The organism is Haladaptatus sp. W1 (assembly GCF_001723155.1).
Classification (GTDB): Archaea; Halobacteriota; Halobacteria; order Halobacteriales; family Haladaptataceae; genus Haladaptatus; species Haladaptatus paucihalophilus.
This window is the reverse complement of sequence record NZ_MEIH01000011.1, coordinates 1-24,092: the sequence shown is the minus strand read 5'-3', so window position 1 is coordinate 24,092 and position 24,092 is coordinate 1. Positions and strand designations below refer to the sequence as shown.

Annotated in this window: 18 protein-coding genes and 2 pseudogenes; 13 read left to right on the top strand and 7 right to left on the bottom strand. The window is 59.2% G+C overall.

Annotated features, from left to right (window positions below):
• Positions 1-59: 59 nt before the first annotated feature.
• A complete protein-coding gene (locus BG842_RS00500) occupies positions 60-1,070 on the top strand; it encodes an LLM class flavin-dependent oxidoreductase (RefSeq protein WP_083252377.1) in 1,011 nt (336 codons plus the stop codon).
• Between the two features lie 226 nt (positions 1,071-1,296).
• Here BG842_RS00500 and BG842_RS00495 read toward each other — a convergent pair whose 3' ends face one another.
• Entirely contained in the window at positions 1,297-1,797 is a 501-nt protein-coding gene (locus tag BG842_RS00495) for a MaoC family dehydratase (RefSeq protein WP_069449243.1), read from the bottom strand.
• 126 nt (positions 1,798-1,923) lie between these two features.
• On the opposite strand from BG842_RS00495, the gene BG842_RS00490 reads away from it, so the two are divergent.
• The 3 genes from BG842_RS00490 to BG842_RS00480 all read left to right on the top strand — a co-directional run bounded on the left by BG842_RS00490 (position 1,924) and on the right by BG842_RS00480 (position 4,679).
• Complete coding sequence (locus BG842_RS00490) at positions 1,924-2,919, top strand: TIGR03617 family F420-dependent LLM class oxidoreductase (RefSeq protein WP_069449242.1); 996 nt, start codon at positions 1,924-1,926, stop codon at positions 2,917-2,919.
• Positions 2,920-3,055: 136 nt separating this feature from the next.
• Positions 3,056-3,694, top strand: coding sequence for an isochorismatase family protein (locus BG842_RS00485; protein ID WP_069449241.1), 639 nt, complete (start codon positions 3,056-3,058; stop codon positions 3,692-3,694).
• 49 nt (positions 3,695-3,743) lie between these two features.
• Positions 3,744-4,679: an oxaloacetate decarboxylase gene (locus BG842_RS00480; RefSeq protein WP_069449240.1), complete on the top strand. Its 936-nt coding sequence runs from the start codon at positions 3,744-3,746 to the stop codon at positions 4,677-4,679.
• An 8-nt stretch (positions 4,680-4,687) separates the two neighbouring features.
• Here the strand turns inward: BG842_RS00480 and BG842_RS32390 are convergent, their stop codons facing one another.
• The 3 genes and pseudogenes from BG842_RS32390 to BG842_RS32865 all read right to left on the bottom strand — a co-directional run.
• Entirely contained in the window at positions 4,688-5,311 is a 624-nt protein-coding gene (locus BG842_RS32390; protein ID WP_256388483.1) for an MmgE/PrpD family protein, read from the bottom strand.
• Between the two features lie 48 nt (positions 5,312-5,359).
• Positions 5,360-5,860: pseudogene (locus BG842_RS32385) on the bottom strand (MmgE/PrpD family protein); the annotation flags it as partial.
• A gap of 29 nt (positions 5,861-5,889) precedes the next feature.
• Positions 5,890-6,096: pseudogene (locus tag BG842_RS32865) on the bottom strand (MmgE/PrpD family protein); the annotation flags it as partial.
• Positions 6,097-6,189: 93 nt separating this feature from the next.
• Between BG842_RS32865 and BG842_RS00470 the strand changes: the two are divergent.
• From BG842_RS00470 to BG842_RS00460, 3 genes are all read left to right on the top strand, one after another.
• A complete protein-coding gene (locus BG842_RS00470; protein WP_069449238.1) occupies positions 6,190-7,635 on the top strand; it encodes an amidase in 1,446 nt (481 codons plus the stop codon).
• Positions 7,636-7,731: 96 nt separating this feature from the next.
• Positions 7,732-9,816 (top strand): hydantoinase/oxoprolinase family protein, encoded by a 2,085-nt coding sequence (locus BG842_RS00465; RefSeq protein ID WP_069449237.1) that lies wholly within the window; start codon positions 7,732-7,734, stop codon positions 9,814-9,816.
• Positions 9,817-9,819: 3 nt separating this feature from the next.
• The gene (locus tag BG842_RS00460) at positions 9,820-11,712 is read left to right on the top strand and encodes a hydantoinase B/oxoprolinase family protein (RefSeq protein ID WP_069449236.1); all 1,893 of its coding nucleotides are present in this window, start codon (positions 9,820-9,822) and stop codon (positions 11,710-11,712) included.
• Positions 11,713-11,930: 218 nt separating this feature from the next.
• Here BG842_RS00460 and BG842_RS00455 read toward each other — a convergent pair whose 3' ends face one another.
• Positions 11,931-12,587 (bottom strand): isochorismatase family protein, encoded by a 657-nt coding sequence (locus BG842_RS00455; RefSeq protein ID WP_069449235.1) that lies wholly within the window; start codon positions 12,585-12,587, stop codon positions 11,931-11,933.
• 705 nt (positions 12,588-13,292) lie between these two features.
• Here BG842_RS00455 and BG842_RS00450 point away from each other — a divergent pair.
• The 6 genes from BG842_RS00450 to BG842_RS00425 all read left to right on the top strand — a co-directional run bounded on the left by BG842_RS00450 (position 13,293) and on the right by BG842_RS00425 (position 22,540).
• Positions 13,293-13,778, top strand: coding sequence for an Lrp/AsnC family transcriptional regulator (locus BG842_RS00450; protein WP_069449234.1), 486 nt, complete (start codon positions 13,293-13,295; stop codon positions 13,776-13,778).
• A gap of 990 nt (positions 13,779-14,768) precedes the next feature.
• Positions 14,769-16,622, top strand: coding sequence for a gamma-glutamyltransferase (gene ggt, locus BG842_RS00445; RefSeq protein ID WP_069449233.1), 1,854 nt, complete (start codon positions 14,769-14,771; stop codon positions 16,620-16,622).
• 231 nt (positions 16,623-16,853) lie between these two features.
• Positions 16,854-19,667 carry a M14 family zinc carboxypeptidase gene (locus tag BG842_RS00440; protein ID WP_254662796.1) on the top strand — a complete coding sequence of 938 codons (2,814 nt, stop codon included), beginning with the start codon at positions 16,854-16,856 and terminating at the stop codon, positions 19,665-19,667.
• A 316-nt stretch (positions 19,668-19,983) separates the two neighbouring features.
• Positions 19,984-20,280 carry a hypothetical protein gene (locus BG842_RS00435; protein WP_254662795.1) on the top strand — a complete coding sequence of 99 codons (297 nt, stop codon included), beginning with the start codon at positions 19,984-19,986 and terminating at the stop codon, positions 20,278-20,280.
• Positions 20,281-20,786: 506 nt separating this feature from the next.
• A complete protein-coding gene (locus tag BG842_RS00430; RefSeq protein WP_254662794.1) occupies positions 20,787-21,098 on the top strand; it encodes a hypothetical protein in 312 nt (103 codons plus the stop codon).
• A 215-nt stretch (positions 21,099-21,313) separates the two neighbouring features.
• The gene (locus BG842_RS00425) at positions 21,314-22,540 is read left to right on the top strand and encodes a CaiB/BaiF CoA-transferase family protein (RefSeq protein WP_069449231.1); all 1,227 of its coding nucleotides are present in this window, start codon (positions 21,314-21,316) and stop codon (positions 22,538-22,540) included.
• A 40-nt stretch (positions 22,541-22,580) separates the two neighbouring features.
• Here BG842_RS00425 and BG842_RS00420 read toward each other — a convergent pair whose 3' ends face one another.
• Both BG842_RS00420 and BG842_RS00415 read right to left on the bottom strand, forming a co-directional pair.
• Positions 22,581-22,952 (bottom strand): methylglyoxal synthase, encoded by a 372-nt coding sequence (locus BG842_RS00420; RefSeq protein ID WP_007983211.1) that lies wholly within the window; start codon positions 22,950-22,952, stop codon positions 22,581-22,583.
• 102 nt (positions 22,953-23,054) lie between these two features.
• A partial coding sequence (locus BG842_RS00415) for an MFS transporter (protein ID WP_069449245.1) occupies positions 23,055-24,092 on the bottom strand: 1,038 nt, incomplete at its 5' end.

Genomic DNA, 24,092 nt, shown 5'->3' with positions numbered 1-24,092 from the left:
ACCTGCCACGAGACGGATAGGTACCGAACCTCTCCCGAAGCTACAAATACACGTCCGTCATGATATGCATTAACATGGAATTTGGCCTACTCCTTGTCAGCCAGTACGACGAGTCTCGACCAATGCGGGGAATCGGCGACGAACTCGTTTCCCAGACGGAACTCGCGCGTGACGTTGGGTTCGACAGCGTCACCGTCGGCGAACACCACGTGACCGACAGCGACCAATACCTGTTGAACGAAGCTGTCGTCGCGCACGTTGCAGAACACATCGGAGGGATGGATCTCTGGACCACGCTCTGTCTCCTCCCGTATCATAATCCCGTCCGCATCGCAGAGTTCGGTGCCACCATCGACGTTTTGACCGGCGGCCAATTCCGACTCGGCGTCGGCCTCGGCTATCGGGAGAAGGAGTACGACGTGTTCGGGGTGTCGAAAGCCGATGGTCCAGGCCGACTCATCGAGGGCGTCGAGATTATTAAGCGCCTCTGGACACAGGACTCGGTGACCTATCACGGCAAGCACTTCAATATCGAAGAGACCTCTATCCGTCCGCAACCGCTACAGGACCCCCGCCCTCCGATCTGGATCGGTGCAAGCAACGAATCGAGCGTCCGTCGTGCCGGACGTATCGGGGACGGTTTCATCGGTGCCCACGTCCCGTTCGGTCTCGCTAAACGTCAAATATCAGACTTCTACGATGAACGGCAGACCGAAGGTATTGACGGCGGCGACGTCGGATTCATTCGGGAAGCGTTCGTCGCGGAGACCACCGAGCAGGCGGAACAGGCGGTCCGCGAACCGCTGATGGGGAAGTACGAGAGCTATAGCAACTGGGGACAGGACGACGCGATCGAAGACGACGACTTCGGGTCACCGTGGGACAAGCTACGCCACGAGCGATTCCTCGTCGGTAGCCCGGACGACGTTATCGCTGATATCGAACGGTATCGAGACGAGATGGACCTCGATTATCTCGTCATCCGCACGCAGTTCCCCGGGAGCGATTTCGAGGACGTACACGAGTCGATCCGTCTGTTCGGTGAAGAGGTTATTCCAGCGTTCCAGTGAACGACAGTATCGTTCGTACTGCCGCCGGGAAGCCGTCCGCTCACCGAAACCGAAGGAGGAGGACGAAGCGTCTATTTTGGGAGTACGACTACACTCGTCCCCGACGTCGTAGCGCGGGTTGGGCCTCCAATTCGGCGCGAACGTGATAATTACGTCACCCGAACCGCCTCTGGGTCGTCCTCACAGTTCTTGTCTCGTACTTCCGTTGCCACCGGTCCATCGGGACCTACTCATCCCTGTCACGTTTCGGAATGAGCATCGACCGCTCGAATTCGATGACCTGTTCGTCGGTCTGCTTGTACCCCCGCGTCTCGACGGTGACGATACCGTCATCGGGACGGCTTTCGCTCTCACGCTTTCCGAGAACCTCGCTCTCGGCCGAGAGCGTATCACCGTGAAAGACGGGATTCGTGAGTCTAACATCGTCCCATCCGAGATTCGCGACCGTCTTGTAGCTCACGTCGCTCACGCTCATCCCGGTCACGACGGACAACGTGAGCGTTGAATTGACGAGACACTCACCGAACTCGGTGTCCTCGCCGTACGTGTCGTCGAAATGGAGCGGATGATTGTTCATGGTGAGTAAGGTAAACCGAATGTTGTCGTCCTGTGTGATGGTCCGCTTTGGACGATGTTCGTATACGTCTCCGACCTTGAAGTCTTCGTAGTACCGACCGTACTCCTCCCGATATCGACCCTCGCCGACCTCATTGGTACGTCGAACCATAACGGGCTATTCTTGAACGGACGATTTATCCCTTTTGTCGGTATCGAAACATGAGTTAGTGCGAGGCGATCCTTCCGTGTCCCTCCCGACGTAGCTTTATTACGCTCGCAAACGGTGTGAGTAACGATGCGCGAACTGCAGATAGACACGTTAGTGCCGCCGCTCTCGGACGAGACGATTGAGGTCGCAGAACGGGCCGAGCGGCTCGGGTTCGACGGCGTGTGGAGCATGGAAAACAGTAACGACGGGTTCCTGCCGCACGTCCTCGCCGCCGAACACACCGACCGGGTGACGATGGGCAACCGAATCGCCCTCTCGTTTACGCGCAGTCCGATGGTCGTCGCTCAGATGGCATGGGACCTTGCTCGCTACTCGAACGGGAGATACGTCCTCGGCCTCGGTACGCAGGTCAAGGGTCACAACGAGCGACGGTTCAGCGTCGAGTGGAAGTCGCCCGGACCCCGCCTCCGCGAGGTCATCGAGTCGATTCGGCATATCTGGGAGGTGTTTCAGGGCGAGGCGGATGCCCTCAACTACGATGGTGAACACTACTCGTTTTCACTGCTGACCGACCGATTCGATCCCGGCCCGATCGACCACCCCGACATCCCGATCTACATAGGCGGTGTTAACGAGTACAACCTCAGGCTGGCCGGTGAATTGTGCGACGGCCTCTCTATTCACCCGTTCACGTCGAATCGGTACGCGAATGACGTCATCGCCGAACGGATCGCGGAAGGTGCAGCACGTGCTGACCGCGACCCGGATGAAATCGAGATACTCGCTAGTCCGCTAGTCATCACCGGTGACTCCGAAGAGGAGATGGCCGAGAATCGAGAGCGAGTACGGCGTCGAGTCGCTTTCTACGGCAGCACGCGTACCTACCACGACGTATTGGACATCCACGGTTGGACGTCGCTCGGTCAGGACCTTCACGAACTCTCGAAGGAGAAGAAGTGGGACGAGATGGCCGACCTCGTGACCGACGAGATGCTCGCGACGTTCACCGTCGAAGCACTACCTGAAGACCTCGTCGACGCGGCAGCGACCATGTACGAGGGCGTCGCCGACCGCGTCGTGCTTCCCATGGAATACGCCGAGGCATACATGACCAAAGTGTAGTGTCGATCATTACGCCGCCGTACACGCTCGTCTTAGCCGATTGTCGGGAGTCTCGCGCCAGCACCGCCGTTCGCGTGTCCGTGGCCGCTACCCGCAACGATTTTACGCTGGGGCGTGAACTGGGCCGTGGTACACAATGGGTAACACGGATTCGAAGGAGGAGATATACGACCGCGCCGGAATGACCGAAAATCCAATCGGATTCGGCGAACGACCGGCGATCGTCGTCGTGGACATCCAGAACGGTATGACTGACCCCGATAACCCACTTGGGTCCGCGCTCCCAGAGATGGTGGAGTACGCGAACGAGATCGTGAGAGCAGGGCACGAAGCCGACGTTCCCGTGGTGTTCACTCGGACAATCACGAAACATCCCGACGCGGCGGATATGGGTATCTTCGCCGAGAAGATACCAGCGCTGAAGACGCTCCGGGACGGAACGGAGTGGACGGAGATAGACGACCGGATGGATGTCGACGAAGCAGACCATATCCTCGACAAGCAACAACAGAGTTCCTTCCACGGTACCGAACTTCACTCGATGCTCACTACGTGGGGAGTCGACACGCTCGTCGTCACCGGCTGTTCGACGAGCGGATGCGTTCGAGCGACGGTGTTCGATGCCGTGGCCAACGGCTTTCGAACCATCATTCCGGTCGAAGCCGTCGGCGACCGGTCGACGGACCAGCACGAGGCGAACCTGTTCGACATGGGGGCAAAGAATGCCGACGTGATATCGACGGAGGACGTCCTCGACTATCTCCATTCGCGGTGAGTCGGTCAGGTGACACAGCAGTTATGACGGCGGCCATTCCTTTTAGGATATGTACCGCGAACGACTTCGAGACCTAATCGACCGGGATGAATTGCTGCAGTGTCCCGGCGTCCACGACCCGCTCACGGCCGCCGTGGCCGACGATGTCGGATTCGACGCCATCTATATGACTGGATACGGTACTTCCCTCTCAAAGACCGGATACCCCGATGCCGGTCTTCTCACGATGCCGGAGATGGTGGAAAACGCAAAGAACATTCAGGAACGCTCGTCCGTTCCGGTCATCGCCGATGCCGACAACGGCTACGGCAACGCGACGAACGTCGTTCGAACCGTCCGCGAATACGTGAAAGCGGGCGTCGCCGGAATCCACATCGAGGACCAGACGTTCCCGAAGCGTTGTGGTCACACCAAGGGCCGGAAAGTGATTCCGAAGGCAGAGGCGGTCGGCAAGATACGCGCCGCCGCGGATGTCCGCGACGAGCGAGATGAGTCGTTCGTGCTCATCGCGCGCACCGATGCCCGCGGGGCAGTCGGCGGCGACTTGAACGATGCCATCGAGCGTGCGAACGCGTACGTCGACGCCGGTGCTGATGTCGCGTTCGTCGAGGGACCAGTGGACGAAGACGAAATCGCACGAATCGGCCGAGAAGTCGACGCGCCACTGGTGTACAACTGCGTCGGCGAACTCGGCACGTCGCCGTACGTCGAACCGGATGCGCTGACTGAACTGGGATTCGACCTCGTTCTCTACCCCGTCGCGTCCACGCTCGCGACCATCGCGGCCGTCTACGAGCGCCTCTCCGGACTGAAATCCGAGGGAATGGATGCCTTGGCCGACATCGACCGAGCCTTCGCCGAAACTCCCGTTGGCGACCTCCACGAATTCTCCGGATTTCCCGAGGTCGTCGAGTGGGAGCGTCGCTACATGCCCTCGGAGGAACAGGAAAAGTACGGTGACTCGCTCGGTGATGACGTGGAATAACCGTGTGGTTAATCGGTTGTCGATGGCGTTGTCACACTTGAGCGGTCGCGAGCAAACGGTTCGACGAGAGCGGCAACGTCGGTCGATTCGAGTGTTTCGATTCGGTCACGCGCGTCCGCGGTTGCCGACTCGCCGACGACTGGTACCACGAGTTCGTCGAACTTCGCGACGAGTTCGTCCCAAGAAAGCGGTTTCTCGGGTTCGCCGCTCGCATACTCGGTGGCGGCTTCATACGTTTCATCCGTGGTTTCGACCACCACGTCAGCGGCCCACTTCTCCGGATACGCGTCATCGATCCATTCCGCTGACTCCACGGTAGTGCGGTCGACAAGTCTTCGGAGGTCGTCGGGGATGTCCCCATCGACAGTTTCGAGGAACGTGTCGACACCGGCGTCACGCCGTCCAAGCGCGAGTGCCGAACCGAATGGCATGCTGAATTGCGCGTCGACGAACGACTGCGGGTAGGTATTCTCTGGGTGACCGATGAGTTCGATACCGGGTGTGGCAATGCGAACCCTGACGGACTCGACCGTCGCGGGGTCGATGGATTCCGTCTCCGCGAGGTCTAGCAGGAGGTCTAAGGGGGCATGCATGTACCGACAGCAGGGATACGGTTTGACGCCGACCTTCAGCAGTTCGTAGTCCTCGCCTAGCCCTTCGGTCGTTTTCTCCGGCTTCGGGTCGTCGGAGTAACCCTGCAGGAATCCTCGGTCCCCATCGATAGGGTTCGATGCCGCGAAGAATCCGGCTTCGGCGAATGAACCGCTAGTAAGAGCGGCGTGAGCGGCCCATCCGGGATGCGCGCGTTTGTTCCAACCGCCGTTTTCGAGGAACTGGAGCGACCCCGCGGCCTGACTGCCGTTGAGACCGAACGCTGCCTCGAACTTCTCCGCATCCCAGCCGTAGACGACACCCGCGGCAGCCGTCGCGCCGAACGTCCCGCAGGTACCGGTCATGTGGAACCCGCGCCCGTAGTGGGACGCCGGGTTGACCGCCATGCCGAGTCGGCAGACGATTTCGTATCCCGCCACAATACCCGTGAGAAGCACCTCCCCGGACGCGTCCGACTCCTCCGCTGCGGCCAGTGCAGCGGGGATGACAGGTGCGCCAGGATGGAGTGACGCCGCCCGATGAGTGTCGTCGTAGTCCAACGAGTGTGCCATCGCACCGTTGAGGAACGCGGCGTACGCGGGGCCCCGGACTCACCGGTCGTTAGAATTGTCGCACCGTCGCCGTCCTCGTCGAGGTTCTCGACCCCATCGATGAACGACTCGCTCGATTCGGCCCGAGTTCCGCTTCCGACCGCGATACCGATGGTATCGAGGATGAGGTGTTTCGCGTGTTCGACGACGGCGTCCGGGAGGTCGTCATACGCGAGCGACGCACAGAAATCTGCATACGTCTCTGTCGTGCTCATTGCTAACGTGTTAAGACACCCCGCACATACACTTAGTCCTTTGTCCACCGGTGCAACAGGAGTTATTTATCCGATGGGCAGGATTTGTGTGGTATGGCCCACCATACACCGGAGAAGCGTGACCGCCTTCGAACGCTCGCCAACCGACTCGGCTTGAACGTAAGTGATGAAGGAGTCGACGCAGCACTCGATACCGCCGACGAACTCGGTTCGGTGGTCCCCGAGTCCGCGACGGTCGAAACGCGGGAGTCGGTCGGGTCGATAGCCGACGACCCGAACAACGCGCTCCTCGAAGTGTACGACGAACCGCGCGTAGAGCGAGAGGAGGGTCCGCTCTCGAACGTAGATGTCGCCGTTAAGGACGTCATCGCTGTCAAGGACCTCTCGATGACGTGTGGGTCGCAATCGTTCTCGGTCGTCCCGTCCTACGACGCGACCGTCGTTGAGCGCCTTCTTGATGCCGGTGCCGCCATCGTTGGGAAGGCCAACACGGACGCCTTCGCGTTCGGTCCAACGGGCGAGTTCAGCGAATTCGGGAAGGTTATCAATCCTGCCGCTCCCGAGCGTGTCCCGGGTGGGTCGTCTAGCGGGAGCGCAGCAGCGGTCGGGGCCGGAACCGTCGATGCTGCACTCGGAACTGATACCGGAGGAAGCGTACGCATTCCGGCGGCCTGTTGCGGAATCGTCGGTGTGAAACCGACCCACCGGTCGATGTCCCGATATGGCTTCGTCGACCTCTCGCCGACGACGGACTGTATCGGACCGCTGGCGCGCAATGTAGAGACGGCCGCGCGGGTGCTCGACGTCATACGTGGCCACGACGTTCGCGACCCGTCATCCAGCCGTGTACCCGGGAAATCGGCCACTGATGCGCTCGACGAGCAGGGAGCGCTCGAGTTCGCGCTCCTATCGCCATTCGTCGAGCGGTCCTCGGACCGTGTCGCGTCGACCGTCTGTGGCGTTGCCGACGCGCTCGATGCACGCGACGATGCGACAGTCACCGTAACGGACCTCGACATCGGTGACATCGAGACGGCGTATCCGCTCACCATCGCAACCGAGTTCGCGTGGTTGCTCCGTCAACGCGGGACGATTCGCGGGCAGGGAACGCAGTACACGGAGGAGTGGCGTGAGACGTTCGAGTCGTTCACCGACAGTTTGAACGAACACATCGCGCTCCGGGTTCTTCCGGCCGCGTATCTGGACGAGCAGACCGACGGGCAATCGTACGTCGCTGCTCGCGAAGTAATCACCGAATTCCGCCGCCGTCTACACGACCTGTTCACCGAGTTCGACCTACTGCTTGCACCAACGCTCCGCGTCGTACCCCCGAAATATGGCGAAATCACGGCGACAGAGGGGATGGAAAACATTTCGGGGAACACGGGTCCGTTCAGTCTCACGGGTAACCCAGTCGTTTCGGTTCCGGCTGGCGAAGCAGACGGACTCCCAGTAGCGATGCAGGTCATCGGCCCTCACTTCGACGACGCACGCGCCATTCGGGGAGCAGCACTCGTCGAATCGGTATACGATTGCTGAACGTCGAAATATTCCGATTCTGCCAAATGCTGGCATGCAAAAACTTAACATGGTTGTTGATGACTCACAGTATAGGCTTCAGCCTGTGGTCGAAGAATGACAACTATTCAAATCGGAGTAGACGTAGGCGGTACGAATACGGACGTCGTCATGATCGGGGACGACATGGAAGTGACGCACAAACTTCCGACGACTGTCGACCCGTCCGAATCGAGCGCCGTCGGGGTCGCAGAAATCGCGGAGCAACACGCGATAGACCCCGCCGACATCGATACAGTCCTACACGGAACGACGGTCGGGACGAACGCACTCATCGAGAATGAAGGAGCGAGGACCGGGATGCTTACGACGGAAGGCTTCCGTGATGCCATCCACATCGGCCGCCACCGGAAGCTCCACACTTTTTCGATTCAGTTTGAACAACCACAGCAGGCAAATCCGATCGTCCCACGACGACGACGCAAGACCATCTCGGAACGAATCTATCCGCCCGGTGAGGTCGTCCGACCACTCGATGAGGACGAGGTTATCGAGGCGACACAGGAACTCGTCGACGACGGCGTAGAATCCATCGCTGTCTGTTACTTACACTCATACCTCGATACGACCCACGAGGACAGAACGAAGGAGTTGATTCAGGACCAGTTCCCGAGCGTAACGGTCAGCACGTCGAACGAGGTGGTAAACCAGTTCCGAGAGTACGAGCGCTTCACCACGACGGCCATCAACGCCCGTCTCGCCCCGGTGATGTCGAACTATCTCGACCGGTTCGAACGCCAACTCGCGGACTTCGGGTTCGAAAACGCTGACATACTCATCATGCAGTCGAGCGGTGGGATGGCGAGCGTTCGAGAAGTAACGAGAAAGCCCATCACGACGCTCCTCTCCGGACCCGCGGGGGGCGTCCTCTCGGGGCAGTTCTCCGGGGAGAAAGCGGACGAGGAGAAACTCATTACGCTCGACATGGGTGGGACGAGCGCCGACATCTCAGTCGTTCCCGGGCGACTGCTCGAACGCGACGCTCGCGACAGCAAGGTCGCAAACTACCCGACGGTCACGCAGATGCTGGACGTTGAGACCATCGGCAGTGGCGGCGGTTCTATCGCGTGGTTCGACCAGGCCCACGGATTCAACGTCGGGCCAAAGAGTGCGGGCGCAAACCCCGGCCCAGCGGCGATGAATCGTGGCGGCGAGCGACCGACAGTGACCGACGCACAGGTCGTCCTCGGACGCATCGACCCCGACGCGTTCCTTGGGGGCGACGTGGAGCTAAAACCAGAGCTCGCGCGGGAAGCCATCGAGAACCATCTCCTCGATGTCGTCGATCAAGAGCAGTTCTCGACGGTCGAACGCGCCGCGTTAGCCACGCTGGAGGTTGCAAACAGTAACATGTACCAGTCCATCCGCGAGCAGACCATCCGCCGAGGGTACGACCCACGGGAGTATACCCTTGTAGGGTTCGGCGGGGCGGGACCGATGCACACTGTCGACCTCGCTGAAGAACTCGACGTCTCCACCGTGCTGATTCCACCATCGCCGGGTATCGCTTCGGCGAGTGGCTTACTCACGGGTGACGTCAAGTACGACAATCAGGTAACGGTCAGCCAGCGGTTGAGTACGGTCAATGCGAATGAGGTCGACCAACGGTTCGAGGCGCTCGTCGAGCGGGGCACCGAGCAACTGCGCGGCGACGGTATCGACGTTGATGAACGGGCGACGTTAACGAAGTTGGTGGACATGCTATACGAAGGACAAGGCTACGAACTCACCGTCGAGTTCGACGGCACCGACGGCGATTGGCGCGAGCGTCTGCGCGAGCGTTTCGAGGAGAAACACGAGGTTGAGTACGGCCATTACTTCGAGGACGATCCCATCGAATTGCTGAACCTTCGTGTGTCCGCGAGCGCCGAGAGTATTCCGTACGAGCCGCAAACGGTCGATTCGAATGACGACGTAGAGGCGGCGAAGACGGGTGAATCGACGGTTGTCTTCGGCACATCCTCGAACCCGAAACCGCAGACTGTCGCCCGCTACGACCGTGACCACCTCGGTGCCGGTGGCGTTATCGAGGGACCAGCTATCGTCGACGAGTTTGACAGCACGGTGGTCATCAATCCCGGCTGGAACGCGGAGGTCCTGGAGAGCGGATCGATTCGACTAACCAACGACGGAGGTGCATGAACAATGATAACGGATGACAGTGACAAGAGAGCAGAAGAACAGCGCGGTCTTCTCGAAGAGCGCGAACTCGACCCTGTAACCCTACAGGTTATCGGTGGCGAGTTCGACACCATCGCCGAAGAGATGGGAAGCAAGATGATTCGGTCCTCGTACTCCTCGATTATCCGCGAGAGTGAGGATATCGGAGCGGGAATCTTCACACCCGAGTGCGAAGAAGTCGCCGAGAGCGACTATACGCCGATGCACGTCGGGTCGCTGCCGGGCTACTTGCGCGGCATGTACAAATGTATCGAGGAACGGGGAGAGGACGTTTTCGAGATAACCGAACCTGGCGACGTCTACTTTCACAATCACCCGTACTACGGTGCAAGCCACTCGCCGGATATCGCGGTGATCGTACCCATTTTCTACGACGACGAACTCGTCGGGTGGTCGGCCGATACCGCGCATATCCTCGACATCGGTACCGCTACCCCCGGCATCACGATTGACTTGTATGACGTGTATGCCGAAGGACAACTGTTCAAGGCGCGCAAAGTCATTAGTCAAGGCGAGCGCATCAAGCAAGTCTGGGACCACATTCACGACAATACACGGACGCCTCGAATGAACGAGGGCGATCTGCAAGCGATGATATCGGCTGCAGAAATCGGCCGTCAGCGGTACGTCGAACTCATCGAGAAGTACGGCCTGGAGACGGTTCAGCAAGCTGGTGACGACCTCATCTCGTACGCCGAGGACCTGCTCCGCAGTAAAGTCGCGGAACTCCCCGATGGCGAGTGGCACGAAACGGCCTATCTCGACGACGACGGCCGCAACCGTGACAAACGCATCAAAATCGACGTCAAGGTGCGCGTCGAAGGCGACGCGATCACCATCGACCTCACCGACTCGAACGACCAAGTTCCCACCGGGTTCAACTGTCCTGTCGACGGCGCGACGAAAGTGGCGGCGTACTTCACCCTTCGGGCACTCCTCATGGATACGTACGTCCACGACGAATACATCCCGCAGAATTCCGGGACGTTCGAGCCGATCAACGTCGAGACGCGAAAGGGGTCCATCTTTGACCCGAACCCGCCGGCCGCAGCGTTCGCACGAATCAACCAAGTGGATATGATGGGTGACCTCATTGTGAAGGCACTTCGTAACGCCGTCCCCGACCGCGTTATGGCTGGCAACGCGGCACAGGTGTTCTTCACCAGTTATAGCGGTCCCGAACCGGATTCGGAAGGTGACGAGTACTGGGTCTATCTCGAAGTGAACGATGGCTCCTATGGTGGCCGTCCGGACAAGGACGGTATCGACTGCGTCGGCGCGCTTATCCACAACACGCGTAATCGCCCCGTCGAGGACATCGAACTCTCGCATCCGATGCGAGTCGACCGGTACGAACTCCGTGAAGACGGTCACGGTGCCGGCGAGTTCCGCGGTGGACACGGCGTCTGCCGCGAGACGACATTCCTCATCGACACGGTGATGTCGACCGAAGGGGACGGTAAACATCACACGCCATGGGGTGCGTTCGGTGGTGAGGAGGGTGCCGGAGCGTCCATGTGGCACATCCGAACCGACGACCCTGACGGCAGTACGCCCGTGTTTTACTCTCAGCGCGACCAGATGCCTGACGAGATGGACTACGGCAGCGAGGTGAACGACGTGGACGAACTGTACACTAAGGTCACCGGCTACCAGTTCGAACCCGGCGACCACCTGATCGTGAAGTCGGCGATGAGTGGAGGATACGGCGACCCTCACGACCGCCCGGTGGAAAAAGTGTTTGACGATTACCGCGATGGACTCATCAACGAGGAAATCGCCCGCGAGGACTACGGAGTCGTCATCGAAGACGGTGAAGTGGACCACGACGCGACGGCTGACCTACGCGACCGCTGACGCAATCGGCGAAAATTATTTCGTCACGACTGTTGGATGGTATCGTATGACTCGGTATCCGAACGCGGCCGACCGGTTCGATTACCGGTGTGACGACTGTGGTGCCCGGATTCCACCGTTTCAGGGATTATACTGGTTTGTCCGCGACCGGACCGTCGATGACGGAGATGCTAGCGTAGAAGTCCCGTATTGTCCGAAATGTGGTGGCGAAACCATCGTTAGGCACGGTCGGTAGGTCTCGAAGCATCCACTGACCGAATGTATTTTGCAACCTTGGTCATCGGGAGCACGTCAGCGAACTTAGCGTCGATATCCCAGAGGTGAGCCTCGTGTTGCTCGGCCGACCGGTCGCCAACACACTCCTTCGGGACGACGGTCCGAAACCCACGCGCGGCCGCATCGTCGACGGACGAACGAATGCACCCGCTCGTCGAACAGCCGGTGACGACGAGCGTGTCGATTCCCATCGCGGTCAACATCGACCCTAACTCCGTGTCGTGAAACGCGCTGGCATGACGCTTATCGAGGATATGGTCATCGTCCTCGACGTGCAAGCGCTCATCGAGTTTCGTGGGGTATGACCCCGCTGTCCACTCCTTCAGCGCGGGTATCTTTTCGACCCAGAGACCGCCATCGACGGCGTCGGGATGGCGGTAGACGACGCGAGCGAACACGACCGGAACGTTCCGCTCATGGGAAATATCGATGAGTTCGTTGGTGTTTTCAATGACCTCCGACAGGTCAGAGCCGATGGGTTCATCCGGGTCTGTCTCCCCGTTTTGGAGGTCGACGACAAGCAGGGCCGGACGGTCGCCGACATCGTGAGTGTGGCCAACCATGTCGGCATCGTCGTACACTCGCTCTTTGTCAGACATTCGTGAACACATAACACATACCGACTAATAGTTTGTTGGGTATCAACGACCGTATTATCGTCCTGGTGAAGAGCCGAATAGCCCTTTCGTGACTATTGCTTGCAATCCCGCTTCTTGTAGTCAAAGCGCCGAAATGGGGTTAGTGTCTGTCGAACGGGAATGTACGCTCCCTTGACGGAGGCATCCGGATATACGACGGAAACCCCTCCGTCGATCCTCCAACTAAATGTTAGCTTGAATGAGATATTGTGAAAATACCAATACTGTGCTATTTACGACGAATTTGAAAAGCGAAATCGTGTCTCGTCTTCCAGTTTCCCCTCATAATAGTCGGATGTAGTGAAAATGTGTATTACTAACTTTTCAGCTGAATTGGCACTGTCTAGATAGGGAAAACCACGCACAGCGGTACGGTTGACGGGGTTCCCCTGTTCATAAGTGATTGATTATTGAGAGTGGCTGCGCCATGAGAAAACAGAATTCGACTGCTTCACCGAAGATGTAGTCATAATGGGACGAAGTGGTTCGTTAGCTGATCCCAGTAGAGGTGTTGCAACGGTACTTTACACCAGAATTGCTTAACTAGGCGGTGCCGTTGAATCGATATTGTTCGTCTTCATCCAAGACAGAGTTCGAGATTTTCGTTTCGGACTGATTTGTTCGACTGACAGAACGCTTATTTCTCTATTGTGTGTCTTGCTATGTATGACCGCGAACAGACCGGAAGGGATGGACGAGATCGACCGAATCGTCCTGGGCATTCTCGCATCGGACCCGCGAAAACCGTACTCTGATATCTCGAGTCTACTTGAAGAACGAGGATACGAAATGAGCAGTGAGGGAATCCGCTACCGGGTTCAGAACCTCTTCGATACGACTTCGACCTTTTTTATGATCGATCCGGAGGAGCATGATTGGTTGGTTCTTCGAACCGCCATCACCGTTGTAGACGAACCTGACGCGAAGGAACGAGCGATCCAAACGCTTCGGGACGACCCCTTCTGGTTCATCAGCTCTGGGTTCGGTTCGTTCGATATTTATGCGGTTGCGACGGCACCGACGACGAACCATGTTGATAACCTCCTCAACGACCTGCGCGGTATCGAACTCGTTGCTGATGTTGAGTATTTCATCGAGACGAACCGTACTATCGATATCAACAACTATCTCCCGATACCGGACCGCGTCTGACTATTGCTTAGTACGCTACCACGGCCGTTAGGCCGTGGCATTCATTCAGTTGTCAAGCGTACGCGCTTCCTCCCGCACCTAAAGTCGCGGGTATCCGCGCTGTGGTATCTATGAAAGGGATCGAACGATGTCTTCGTGAACCGTATTCTCCCCGTCAACGTTGACTTCCCATTCCTATCAGAAGTATTTTATCTCTCTACGGGTGTCCCTTACTAGGTAGGACCGTTTGAGGAGCGAGCGGTTAGGACAGAGTGCGCAGACAGTAGCCGCCCTGACGGATGTCGTCGTTCATTCCCATGCGATCGAGTATACGCTCAGTGAGACAACGGAGATGTTCAGCTATTCGTCGTAGGACGTCTATATCAAGCTATTCTACAGAGTAATTATCGGGCGTCTGATAGCATCGACGACCCGCTCACAACGAAGTCATCGAGGTTCGCCATTGATAGGATCGCTATGACAATTAATCCTGAACAATATTGTATAAATAGAACAATACCATTCGGTGTGAGGTCACTTCTTTTCGTCCGATTATTTGGGAAGCAGTGTATCGATACAGTGGCCGCACTTCTGCATGGACTCCGCGAGAATCACGGCGCCGGAATTGGCGTGATCCCGAGTTAAAATCTGACTGACGGGCTACAGGCTCTCGATTAAAACACAGTCGTTTAATAAATCCATTTACTGATTAATTATACTATTATTGGCTTTGGATATTTTACATTGGCTATCTCTCTCCTTCATGGGTGGAATTCAGTCGACCACACTCACCATTATTGTATATGTAGTGCAATACTATGCCCGTTAGAGACCCCATCAATCACTGGTCAGAAGAACCCAAAATCAAGCAATTCTCACCTATCTAGTGTCCGTCTTCGATGTGAACTTGTTCGTTGACTGATTTTACTTAAAGTATTTTTGAATCTCACAATTATTATTGTCGAGCTTAATAAAATATACTTATCCTCGTCCCGTTCATATCTTGGAAGGATGAGTGGAGAAAAAGACGCGGAGGGAGGACGCTCCGAGACGGAAGCGAACGGAGAGAGCGGAACGACCAAGCGACGAACGTTCCTGAAAGGTTCGATGGCGACCGCTGGGGTAGGCATCGTGTCCGCGAGCGCGGGCGAGGCGTCGGGTGACGCGAGTAACGTGAAACAAGGGTCGGGAACCGTTGCGACGGCGACCGGCGACCAGATGGTCGCCACTGTTCACCCGCAAGCGACGCGGGTTGGTGCGGACGTCCTCGCCGAAGGTGGCAACGCGGTCGATGCCGCCGTTGCGACGCAGTTCGCACTCAACGTGGTTCAACCGCACAGTTCCGGCATCGGCGGCGGTGGGTTCATGCTCGTGTACTCGGCCGACGAGGACGTCGTGTACGCGGTCGATAACCGCGAGCGCGCACCGCTCGGTGCGACGCCAGAGATGTTCCTCGACGACGACGGCGAGCCGATTCCGTTCGAAAAGCGACACACCAGCGGTCAGGCAGTCGGCGTCCCGGGGACGCTCCGTGCCTGTGACGTGGCGCTCAAACGATTCGGCTCGAAGTCGATGCAGGAACTCATCGACCCTGCAATCGCGCTAGCGTCGAACGCCTGTCCCCGTGTGACCGTCGACGCTCCGTTGGCCGAATCCATAGCCAACAACGTCGACCTGTTCAACGACGCGGCGCGTTCGGTGTTCGCGCCGAACGGCGACCCACTCCAGGAGGGCGACCCGCTCGTGCAACCGGACCTGGCCAAAACTTTCCGCCTCATCCGTGACGAGGGCATCGGGGCGTTCTACAAGGGTGAAATCGCGGAAGCGACCGCCGAAACGGTCCAGCAGAGCGGCGGCAGTATGACCGTCAACGACCTCGCGGGCTACAACGTGACGATGGACCATCCCGAACACGTGGAGTTCGGGGACGTGACGATTCGGACGATGTCCCTGCCGAGTTCCGGCGGACTCACCATCGGCCATATCCTGAAACTTCTCGAACCCTTCGACCTCGGGCAGTACGATTCGCGGTCCTTCGAGCGCTACCACGCGCTCATCGAGGCGTTCCACCTCGCCTATGCAGACCGCGGTGCGTACATGGGCGACAAACTGTTCGCCGATGCACCGTGGCAGGGACTCTTCGACGAGGAGTACGTGAAGCGACGCCGCCGACGCATCTCGTTCGACGAGGCCGGACCGGAGCGCTCGCCCGGCGACCCGTGGTCGTTCCAACCGGGGAACCCCTATCGGGTCAGTCCGCTCGCGGATTCCGGGACGGGCGAGCGCCGAGCGACAGACCTTTGCTCCGACAAGGGACAGACGACGCACTTCACGGTCGCGGACAGCGACGGAAACATGGTCTCGTGGACCAGCACCATCGAGCAGTTCTTCGGCACGAAGATGATGGTGCCCGGCTACGGATTCATGCTGAACAACGAACTCACCGACTTCGATGCCGTCCCCGGCGGACCGAATCAGGTCCAGCCCAACAAGCGGCCGTTGAGTAGTACGAGTCCGACCATCGTCTTCCGTGACGGCGAGCCGTACATGACCGTCGGTTCCCCCGGTGGGAAGACGATTATCACAACCGTCGCTCAAGTGTTGCTTAACGTCGTCGAGTACGGAATGAGTCTCCAATCGGCTATCGCCGCCCCGCGTATCTACGCCGACGTCGACCCGTCGGTCTATTGGGAAGATGGCCTCCCGAAGGGAGTGCGAAAGAAGCTCCGTGCCCGCGGCCACAGGTTGAACGACGAGCCCACCCAACTCGGCAACGTGCAGGCGATTCGGGTGCTCGATTCCGGGAAGTACCGGGGCGCAGCGGACGGTCGACGGAACGGTGCCGTCTACGACGGGTCCAAGTAGCCTTCCTACCGCCTCCGGTCGTATTTTCGACGATAGCGATGCGATATCCGTGTCGAATGGGAATGAGGACAGGGTCAATTTCATCAAAATTGACAGCAACGATTTAAATAAAATACTAGTACTGAATAATTATTAATACTGAAAGGGAGTATGATAGGATGGCACTCCGTGCCGTGTTATCAAGTGCACGACGAACGTACCCACTCAACCGAATTGGACCGCTCGAAAGACATGTCGATTTCACGCCGCCAGTTCGTCAGACTGTCCGCTGCAACGGCCGGTGCAGTGTCGCTCTCGAAGGGTGTCGCCGCCGATTCAACGTCGTCGGCGCCAACGGAACTCTACGATTTCGTCCTCGGTCGCGTCGATGAAGAGTACGAGATTCCGACGTTGGTCGAACTGCGCCGACCGGCGTTCGACGCGCTCGAACCCTACTCGGACGACTATTTCCGGACGACGACGGACCCAGCAATCGCGGCGTGGCTCCGACTGACGCCGACGGAAGCGCGAGACGTGGCCGAACTCGATGCCGTCGATACCCTCAAATACTCGCCAGGGTCGAATCCGTTCTGGCGACTCGGTGAGTACACGAACGGCGCCTTCCCGCCCGTCGATGACAGCGTCGATTACATCGACTACGAACAGATGGTGGACGGAATCCACCACCTCGAAGCCGAGCACAGTGACCGAGTTCGCGTCCGCTCGTGGGGGCAGAGTCCGGGACACGAGAACCTCTTCGAAGAGACGGCGTCCGACCCCCAAGAATTGTGGGTCGTCGAGGTGACGAACGATATCGACGACGAGGGAGCGTTCCAGGAAAAGGAGAAGGTGTTCTTCTCGTTGAGCATTCACGGTGACGAACGGTCGGGTGCGGAGGCCGGTTCCCGGTTCGTCCAGCGACTGCTCGATGGTGACGAGCCGACGGTCGAGGCGATGTTGGACGACGTCGTCCTCCTGTTCGCGTACACGAATCCCGATGGGTTCTCTGCGCGTCGACAGGAGTATCTCGTCAACGACGACCCGATAGGGGACCCCGAACCGGAGAACAACTCCTTCAAACGAGTGACCGGAACCGGTGTTGACCCGAACCGCGGATATCCGACGGTCGGGTGGATCAATCCGGCATACTATCCCGCCGAGCCGAACGGAAGGGACTTGCAGGACGATATGCCGGGTGTCGACGACGACGTTCCGACGTCGCCGAAGGAGTACGAGGAAATCGTGCCCGACTCACTCGATATCGTCGAGGCGCTTCGAGGGTACGACAACCTCAACTACGGATCGGACCTCCACGGGATGTTCTGGTCCTCGAACTTTATCGAGGGACTCATCGTCAACGACCAATATGACCACGGCGAACTCCACGACATCTACGAACTCAATCGACGGGCGAATATCCGGGTCCAAGACGAAATCGAGAGTGACCTCAACGCCCGCCGTGAGCAGTTCGAGGCCCTGAATAGGGAGTATCTCATCGATGGCTACGGTGTCCCTCCGGAGTACGTTGACCGATACGACACTCCCGTTCCGGAATCGGGGTACGAATACGGCACCATCTTCGATACGATTCAGTATACGACCTCGGGGACGCTCATCAGTTGGATGAGCCACCCGGAGGACCAGGGCGGCCTCGGGGTCACGATGATGGCTCACGAGATGGGGTGGGATAACCGCGTCTTCGACCGGATGGTGTTCCGACCGTGGTTGGTAGACCTGCAAGCGCGTGGGTTCCAAGAGGTGATTCGAACCGTCACCGAACACGCCGCGAACGACGTGACCGCCGACATCCGAACCGGCAACGCGACGACCGCATACGTCGAAACCGATTCGCTCACGCGCCGGTCGAGTACGCTTTCGTTCGAGGATATCGATACGACGACGGCCAGGGAAAAGCTCGGGGTCGGCAAACAGTGGACCGCATCGAGCGTTTCCGTTCCGGACGGAACGCACGAACTCTCGATAACCGTCGATTCGCCGACCGGCCCCATCCTCACGAAACTCCGCGACGCGAGCGGACGGGTCGTGCGCTCGCACGACTCCGCTAGCGACCGGCCACGACGGACAGCCGAATGGTCGATTCCGACGCCATCCAGCGGCGAGTGGACGGTCGAGGTAAAAACGCTCGGTGGCGAGCGGGAGGGAACGGCGACGGTCGATCAGACGGTCATCAGCAGTACCGCGACCACCGTGACGTCCCCCGACCCCGAGTCAGTCTTCGGGTACGAACAACGGAGCTACAGTGTCTCCCCGCTCGCCTACTTCCCCGATTACAAGGCGTACATGGCCGACGGGCGGGGGCGGAAAAGCAGGGAGACGCGCGGTCATCACGGACAGAACGGGAATCGAGGACAGCACGGCAACGGTAACATCACTGATGAGATGACGGGGCTAACCGTCGAAGACATCAAAGACGGTGCGCTGTTTCGCGGGCGGAGCAGCCAACTCGCCGTCGAAAACCTCGTCATCTCTCACGCGGATGGAGCCGATGACGACGCGTACGTCCGGGAACTCGACCGATTCGTCTCGAACGGCGGAAACCTCGTTCTCACCGACGCCGGTGTCACTCACCTCGGACTCCTGGAAAACGACTTGGCCGCGGGGATTACGGCGGCGGACGTTACCACGTTCGAGAGTGAAATCCCTCATTTCGACCAACGTAACGATGACCATCCGTTGCTGATGGGAACGCGGAACGTCCAGCGTGAATTCTACAACGTCCCCCCGCTTGGCTATCCCATCGCCAACGCCCCCGCGACCGGCGTTGCTCCCACGGCCTTCGAGGATGCGGGCGGAACGGTCGCCGGTGTTACCGACGGTCAGGAGCAGCTTGTGACCGCAGGCTCGATACGCCGCGAGGATGGTTCCGGGATTCACGTCATCGGTGGGATGTTACCGCCTGCGTACCAACGCGTTGCCCATCCCTTCGGCATGCTGGAGTACACGGCTACGTTCCTGTCCCATACCATGCTCACGAACGCGCTCGGATTTACGCAACGTCGATACGTGAACGGTGACCTTGTGGAGACGTTCGGCACGCTCGATTGAGGCCGCGAGTACCGCGTTTCGACTCGCTTTCGACCGTCGTACGACGGGGAAATCTCCCCGTCGGTTCTTTCCGATTCGTTTCTCGACGTGCGGTCCGCGACGCTCACGTAGGGTTCCGGGTACCTGATTCGATTACGATTTCGCCCGCGTCGTCGAAAGATACCATACGGTGAGGTGGCGCGAAGACGTCCAGATGGCACATTCGTTCGACCGGAATCAGCATCGACTTACCCGAATTGGGGATGGTGTACCGAACTACTGTCAGTTATACAATCACAGGTATTGATATCGTGTGGTATCATTTAGCATGATGTCGATGTCCATTCAAGGTACTGATCAGGAAGCCTGGGAGGACTCGCTCGTCAAATCGAGGGGTGCTCGTCTCGCTGACCTCCTCTTTTTGGAAGAGGGTCTGAAAATGCTCTCGTGGTTTCTCATCGGTGGTGTGTTCGTCACTCTGGTCGTCGTTCGTCTGCTCGGCCGGTATCACGTTCCCCTCGAGTTACTGCTCCTCTTCTCCGTGGGACAGGGGTGTTTCCTCGTCGGAATCTATTATCTGACCCAGATATCCGCGCCGTCGAACGACCGTCCGCTGTACGATTCGTCGGACTAACGCGACCCTGTGGGAACGGTCGCCGGTCCCGACGGTCCGTTAGTTCGCACTCCGAGTTGGAAGAGGGCCATCGAGTCGACCACTGCCACACTACACGGACATCGTATGCGTCGTCGGCTACCGTACCGCCGTTTTCATCCGTGTCGATGGATAGCACCATTCACTGTAATTTTATACTATGGTGACACGAGGAACGTAATACGCGAGGTTGTCAGTACATGATTCCTTCACCGACGTAGCGATTCCCGTCTCTCGCTTCGCTCGTCCACCGAGCTACGTTTAGACCGATAGCAGTGGTTACGAAGGCGGACGCACTTCGAAGGGCGGTCAGCCTGCCCTCGATGTCACGGGGGACCATCGCCGCACCGCGTAAGTCGTGAGAGCGTCGATCCCGAGCTCGCTTCCGATGGCTACGTAGCGGCATCGCTGTCGCAACTACACTCGCCGTATCGCACGCATATCGACCGAATAAGAGGTACATATCCATGAGGCAAGCACCAAGACGATTGCCACACGAACGACCCCATCGTCCGGCCGACCGGACACCGCCTGCCCGACGTGCGCCGAGAGACACGACCCTCGTGTCTCTGTTCGGACTCACCCTGCTCGGAATGTACGGGCTCATACTGGCCGCTGCTCCCGTTCTCGGCGCAGTGGTCGTGGCGTTCTCCGTGATACCTACCATCTCGGTCGTCGGCCCCTACGTCGTCGTTCGAGTCGTCACTTTGGGACTCGAACGAGGGCGAGACGCCCGGCAACCGATACGGACTATCACCGGGTTGTCCACGGACGCGGAGTCTAGACGAATCGACGACTGAATGCTGCGTCTTCGTATTCGCTCCCGCTCCGAATCGCCCCCACCGAAACAGTTTAGCATTATTTTTCCGAACACCGGCCTATGACGATTGAAGATTCCGTCCCGCAAACGGAGTGCGGTTCCGCTACGAAACGGCAGAGGGACGGTCGAACGATTCTCACCGGTCGACGGGTCGAGCGGAGATTGCCAGTGAATTGGGCGGGAGCGCCGTAACAGATGGTCGGCGAAGCTCGCCAACCGGAGACGGAGACCGGTCCCCTCGACGGAGTCACCGTTCTCGATGCGTCTCGCGTCCTCGTCGGTCCGTTCTGCACGATGCAGTTGGGCGACCTCGGCGCGGACGTCATCAAAATCGAGCGACCGGAGACGGGTGACCAGACCCGCGGGTGGCACCCGCCGACGTACGGGGAGTCGGACGAGAGCGCGTACTACCTCAGCGTGAACCGCAACAAGCGCTCGATGACGCTCAACCTCGCGAGCGAGGAGGGACAAACGGTCTTCCGCGACCTCGCCAGCGAAGCCGACGTCGTCGTCTCGAACTTCCGTGTTGGCACGATGGAGAAGTGGGGACTCGATTACCAGACCCTCCGAGAGGACAATCCCGGCCTCGTCTATTGTGCCCTCTCGGGATACGGCGAGTGGGGGCCGGACAAAGACCGACCCGCGTACGACCTCATCATGCAAGCAGAGGGCGGACTGATGAGCATCACCGGCGAGGCGGACGGCTCGCCTGTTCGAGTGGGCGTGGCCATCGCCGACATCGGCGCGGGGATGTACGCGACCCAAGCCATCCTCGCCGCACTGCTCGAGCGCGAACTCGGGGACGGAACGGGACAGAAGGTCGATGTCTCGCTCCTCGACGGTCAGGTTGCGTGGATGAGCTACATGGCCTCGAACTACTTCGCCACGGGAACCCCGCCCGAACGAATGGGGAGCAAACACCCGACGCTCGCCCCGTATCAAGCGTACCCGACGGCGGATGGGTACGTGGTCATCGCGGTTCCGTCGCCCAACCTCTGGCCGAAGTTCTGTCGTGCCATCGACCGCGAGGACCTCATCGACGACGAGCGATTCCGCGACAACGCCTCTCGCGTCGAGAACCGCGACGAACTCGATGCACTCCTCGAACCGACGTTCGCGGAGTTCACGACGGCAGAAATAGTGGAGACGATGGACGACCACGGCGTCCCGGCGACCGACGTCAAGGATATGCAGGATGTCTTCGACAATCCACAAGTGAATGCGCGAAACATGCAGTGGTCGGTTTCCCATCCGACCGCGGGCGACGTCGAGATGGCGGGCAGTCCGATGCACCTCTCGAAGACGCCGACGCGGGTTCGCGCGCACCCGCCACTCCTCGGCGAACACACGGAAGCAATCCTTTCTGAATTCGGCTATACGGAGGCGGATATCGAGCGACTGTCCGACGAGGGCGTTCTCTGACGCTCGTCACGTCTCGATGCTAGACCCCTTCGTCGGGCGGTTAGGCTTGCTTTATTAGCTCGTCGATGATGGCGTTCGCGCTGGCGAGATTCGTCGCCAGTGGCACGTCGTGAACGTCACACACCCGTAGGAGCGCGTTGATGTCCGGTTCGTGCGGTTGGGCGGTCAACGGGTCGCGGAGGAATATCACAGCCTGACAGTCTCCGGTGGCTACCGCGGCACCGATCATCATATCTCCGCCGAGCGGTCCGGACGCTTTCGGCTCGACTTCGAGGTTGGTGTTCTCGTTGATTCGCTGTCCGGTCGTTCCGGTTGAGATGCAGTCGACGTCCGAAAGTTGGTCGATGTTATCTCGGACGAACTCGACCAAATCGGGTTTCTTCTCGTCGTGTGCGATGAGCGCGATTCGCATACAGTGGCGTATCACCCGTAGTATCTTTACATTACGGCCGTAGAACCCTCGCTGAATGCGGTTCTGGCAGGCTATCCAACGACGTGACGCGATTCGAGGACCCTATGCGCGATGGTCGCGTGGCGAATTCCCCGGAAGTCGGTTCGTCGTGTACAACCCTGCGAGGACGACGATGACACAACCGACGAGCGAGGCGAGGCCGATAAACACGACGTCGAATCGATAGCCCGCTTCGGTGAGCAGACCGACGGTTGCAGTGCCGTTCGCCTCGACTAGCAGGGAAATACCGGTGAACGCCGCGTAGACGACGCCGCGATTCTCGTCTGACAGCGAGTTGAGGAAGTAGGTGTCCAAGGCCGGAAACAGGCTGTGTATCGAGTACCCGATGGCGACCGAGACGACGGTGAGCGCGACGATGCCACCGGCGGCGGTGAGCGCGACCACCGACACCACGAATCCCGTCAGTATCGCGAGGATGTACGGGACGATGGGGAGGCGATCGGCGAGCCGGCCGCCGAACCAGAACGCGGGTAGGCCGGCCGCGAACACGACGGTGAGCAGGAGGTTCGCCGTCGTCGTCGGCACTCCCTTCGACGAGTCCAGATAGACGACGTAGAAGTTGAACAAGCCCTGCCACAGGAATCCCGCGACGCCGACCATCAGGAGGCCGACCGCGATGAGTCGCCAGTGGGAGCGCACGGCGGACAGAAACGCGCGGTCCGGGGCGGACTCGTCGGCGATTCGGGACCCGCGAACGATGCTCGCCAGCACGATGCTGAAGACGACTGTGACCGCTGCGAGCAGGATGAACACCGTCCGCCACGAGGAGACGAGTAAGATTCCGACGACGATGGTGGGGGCGAGGACCGCCGCCAGTTGCGACGCTGCACCGTGGATGCCGACGGTTCGCCCGACAGCGTCCGGATATAGTTCCGCGATTAGCGGCACGGCGGCGACGAAGTAGGCACCGCTGGCGACGCCGAGTAGAAACGTCCCGACGCGAAGCGAGGCGATGGAATCCGCGACCGCGATGAGTCCCGACGACCCGGCGAGGACGAATCCCGTCGCCAGAACGGCCTGATACCGCGGGATGCGGGTGAGGACGTATCCCATCGGAATCCTCGGAGCGCGGTGCCGAGC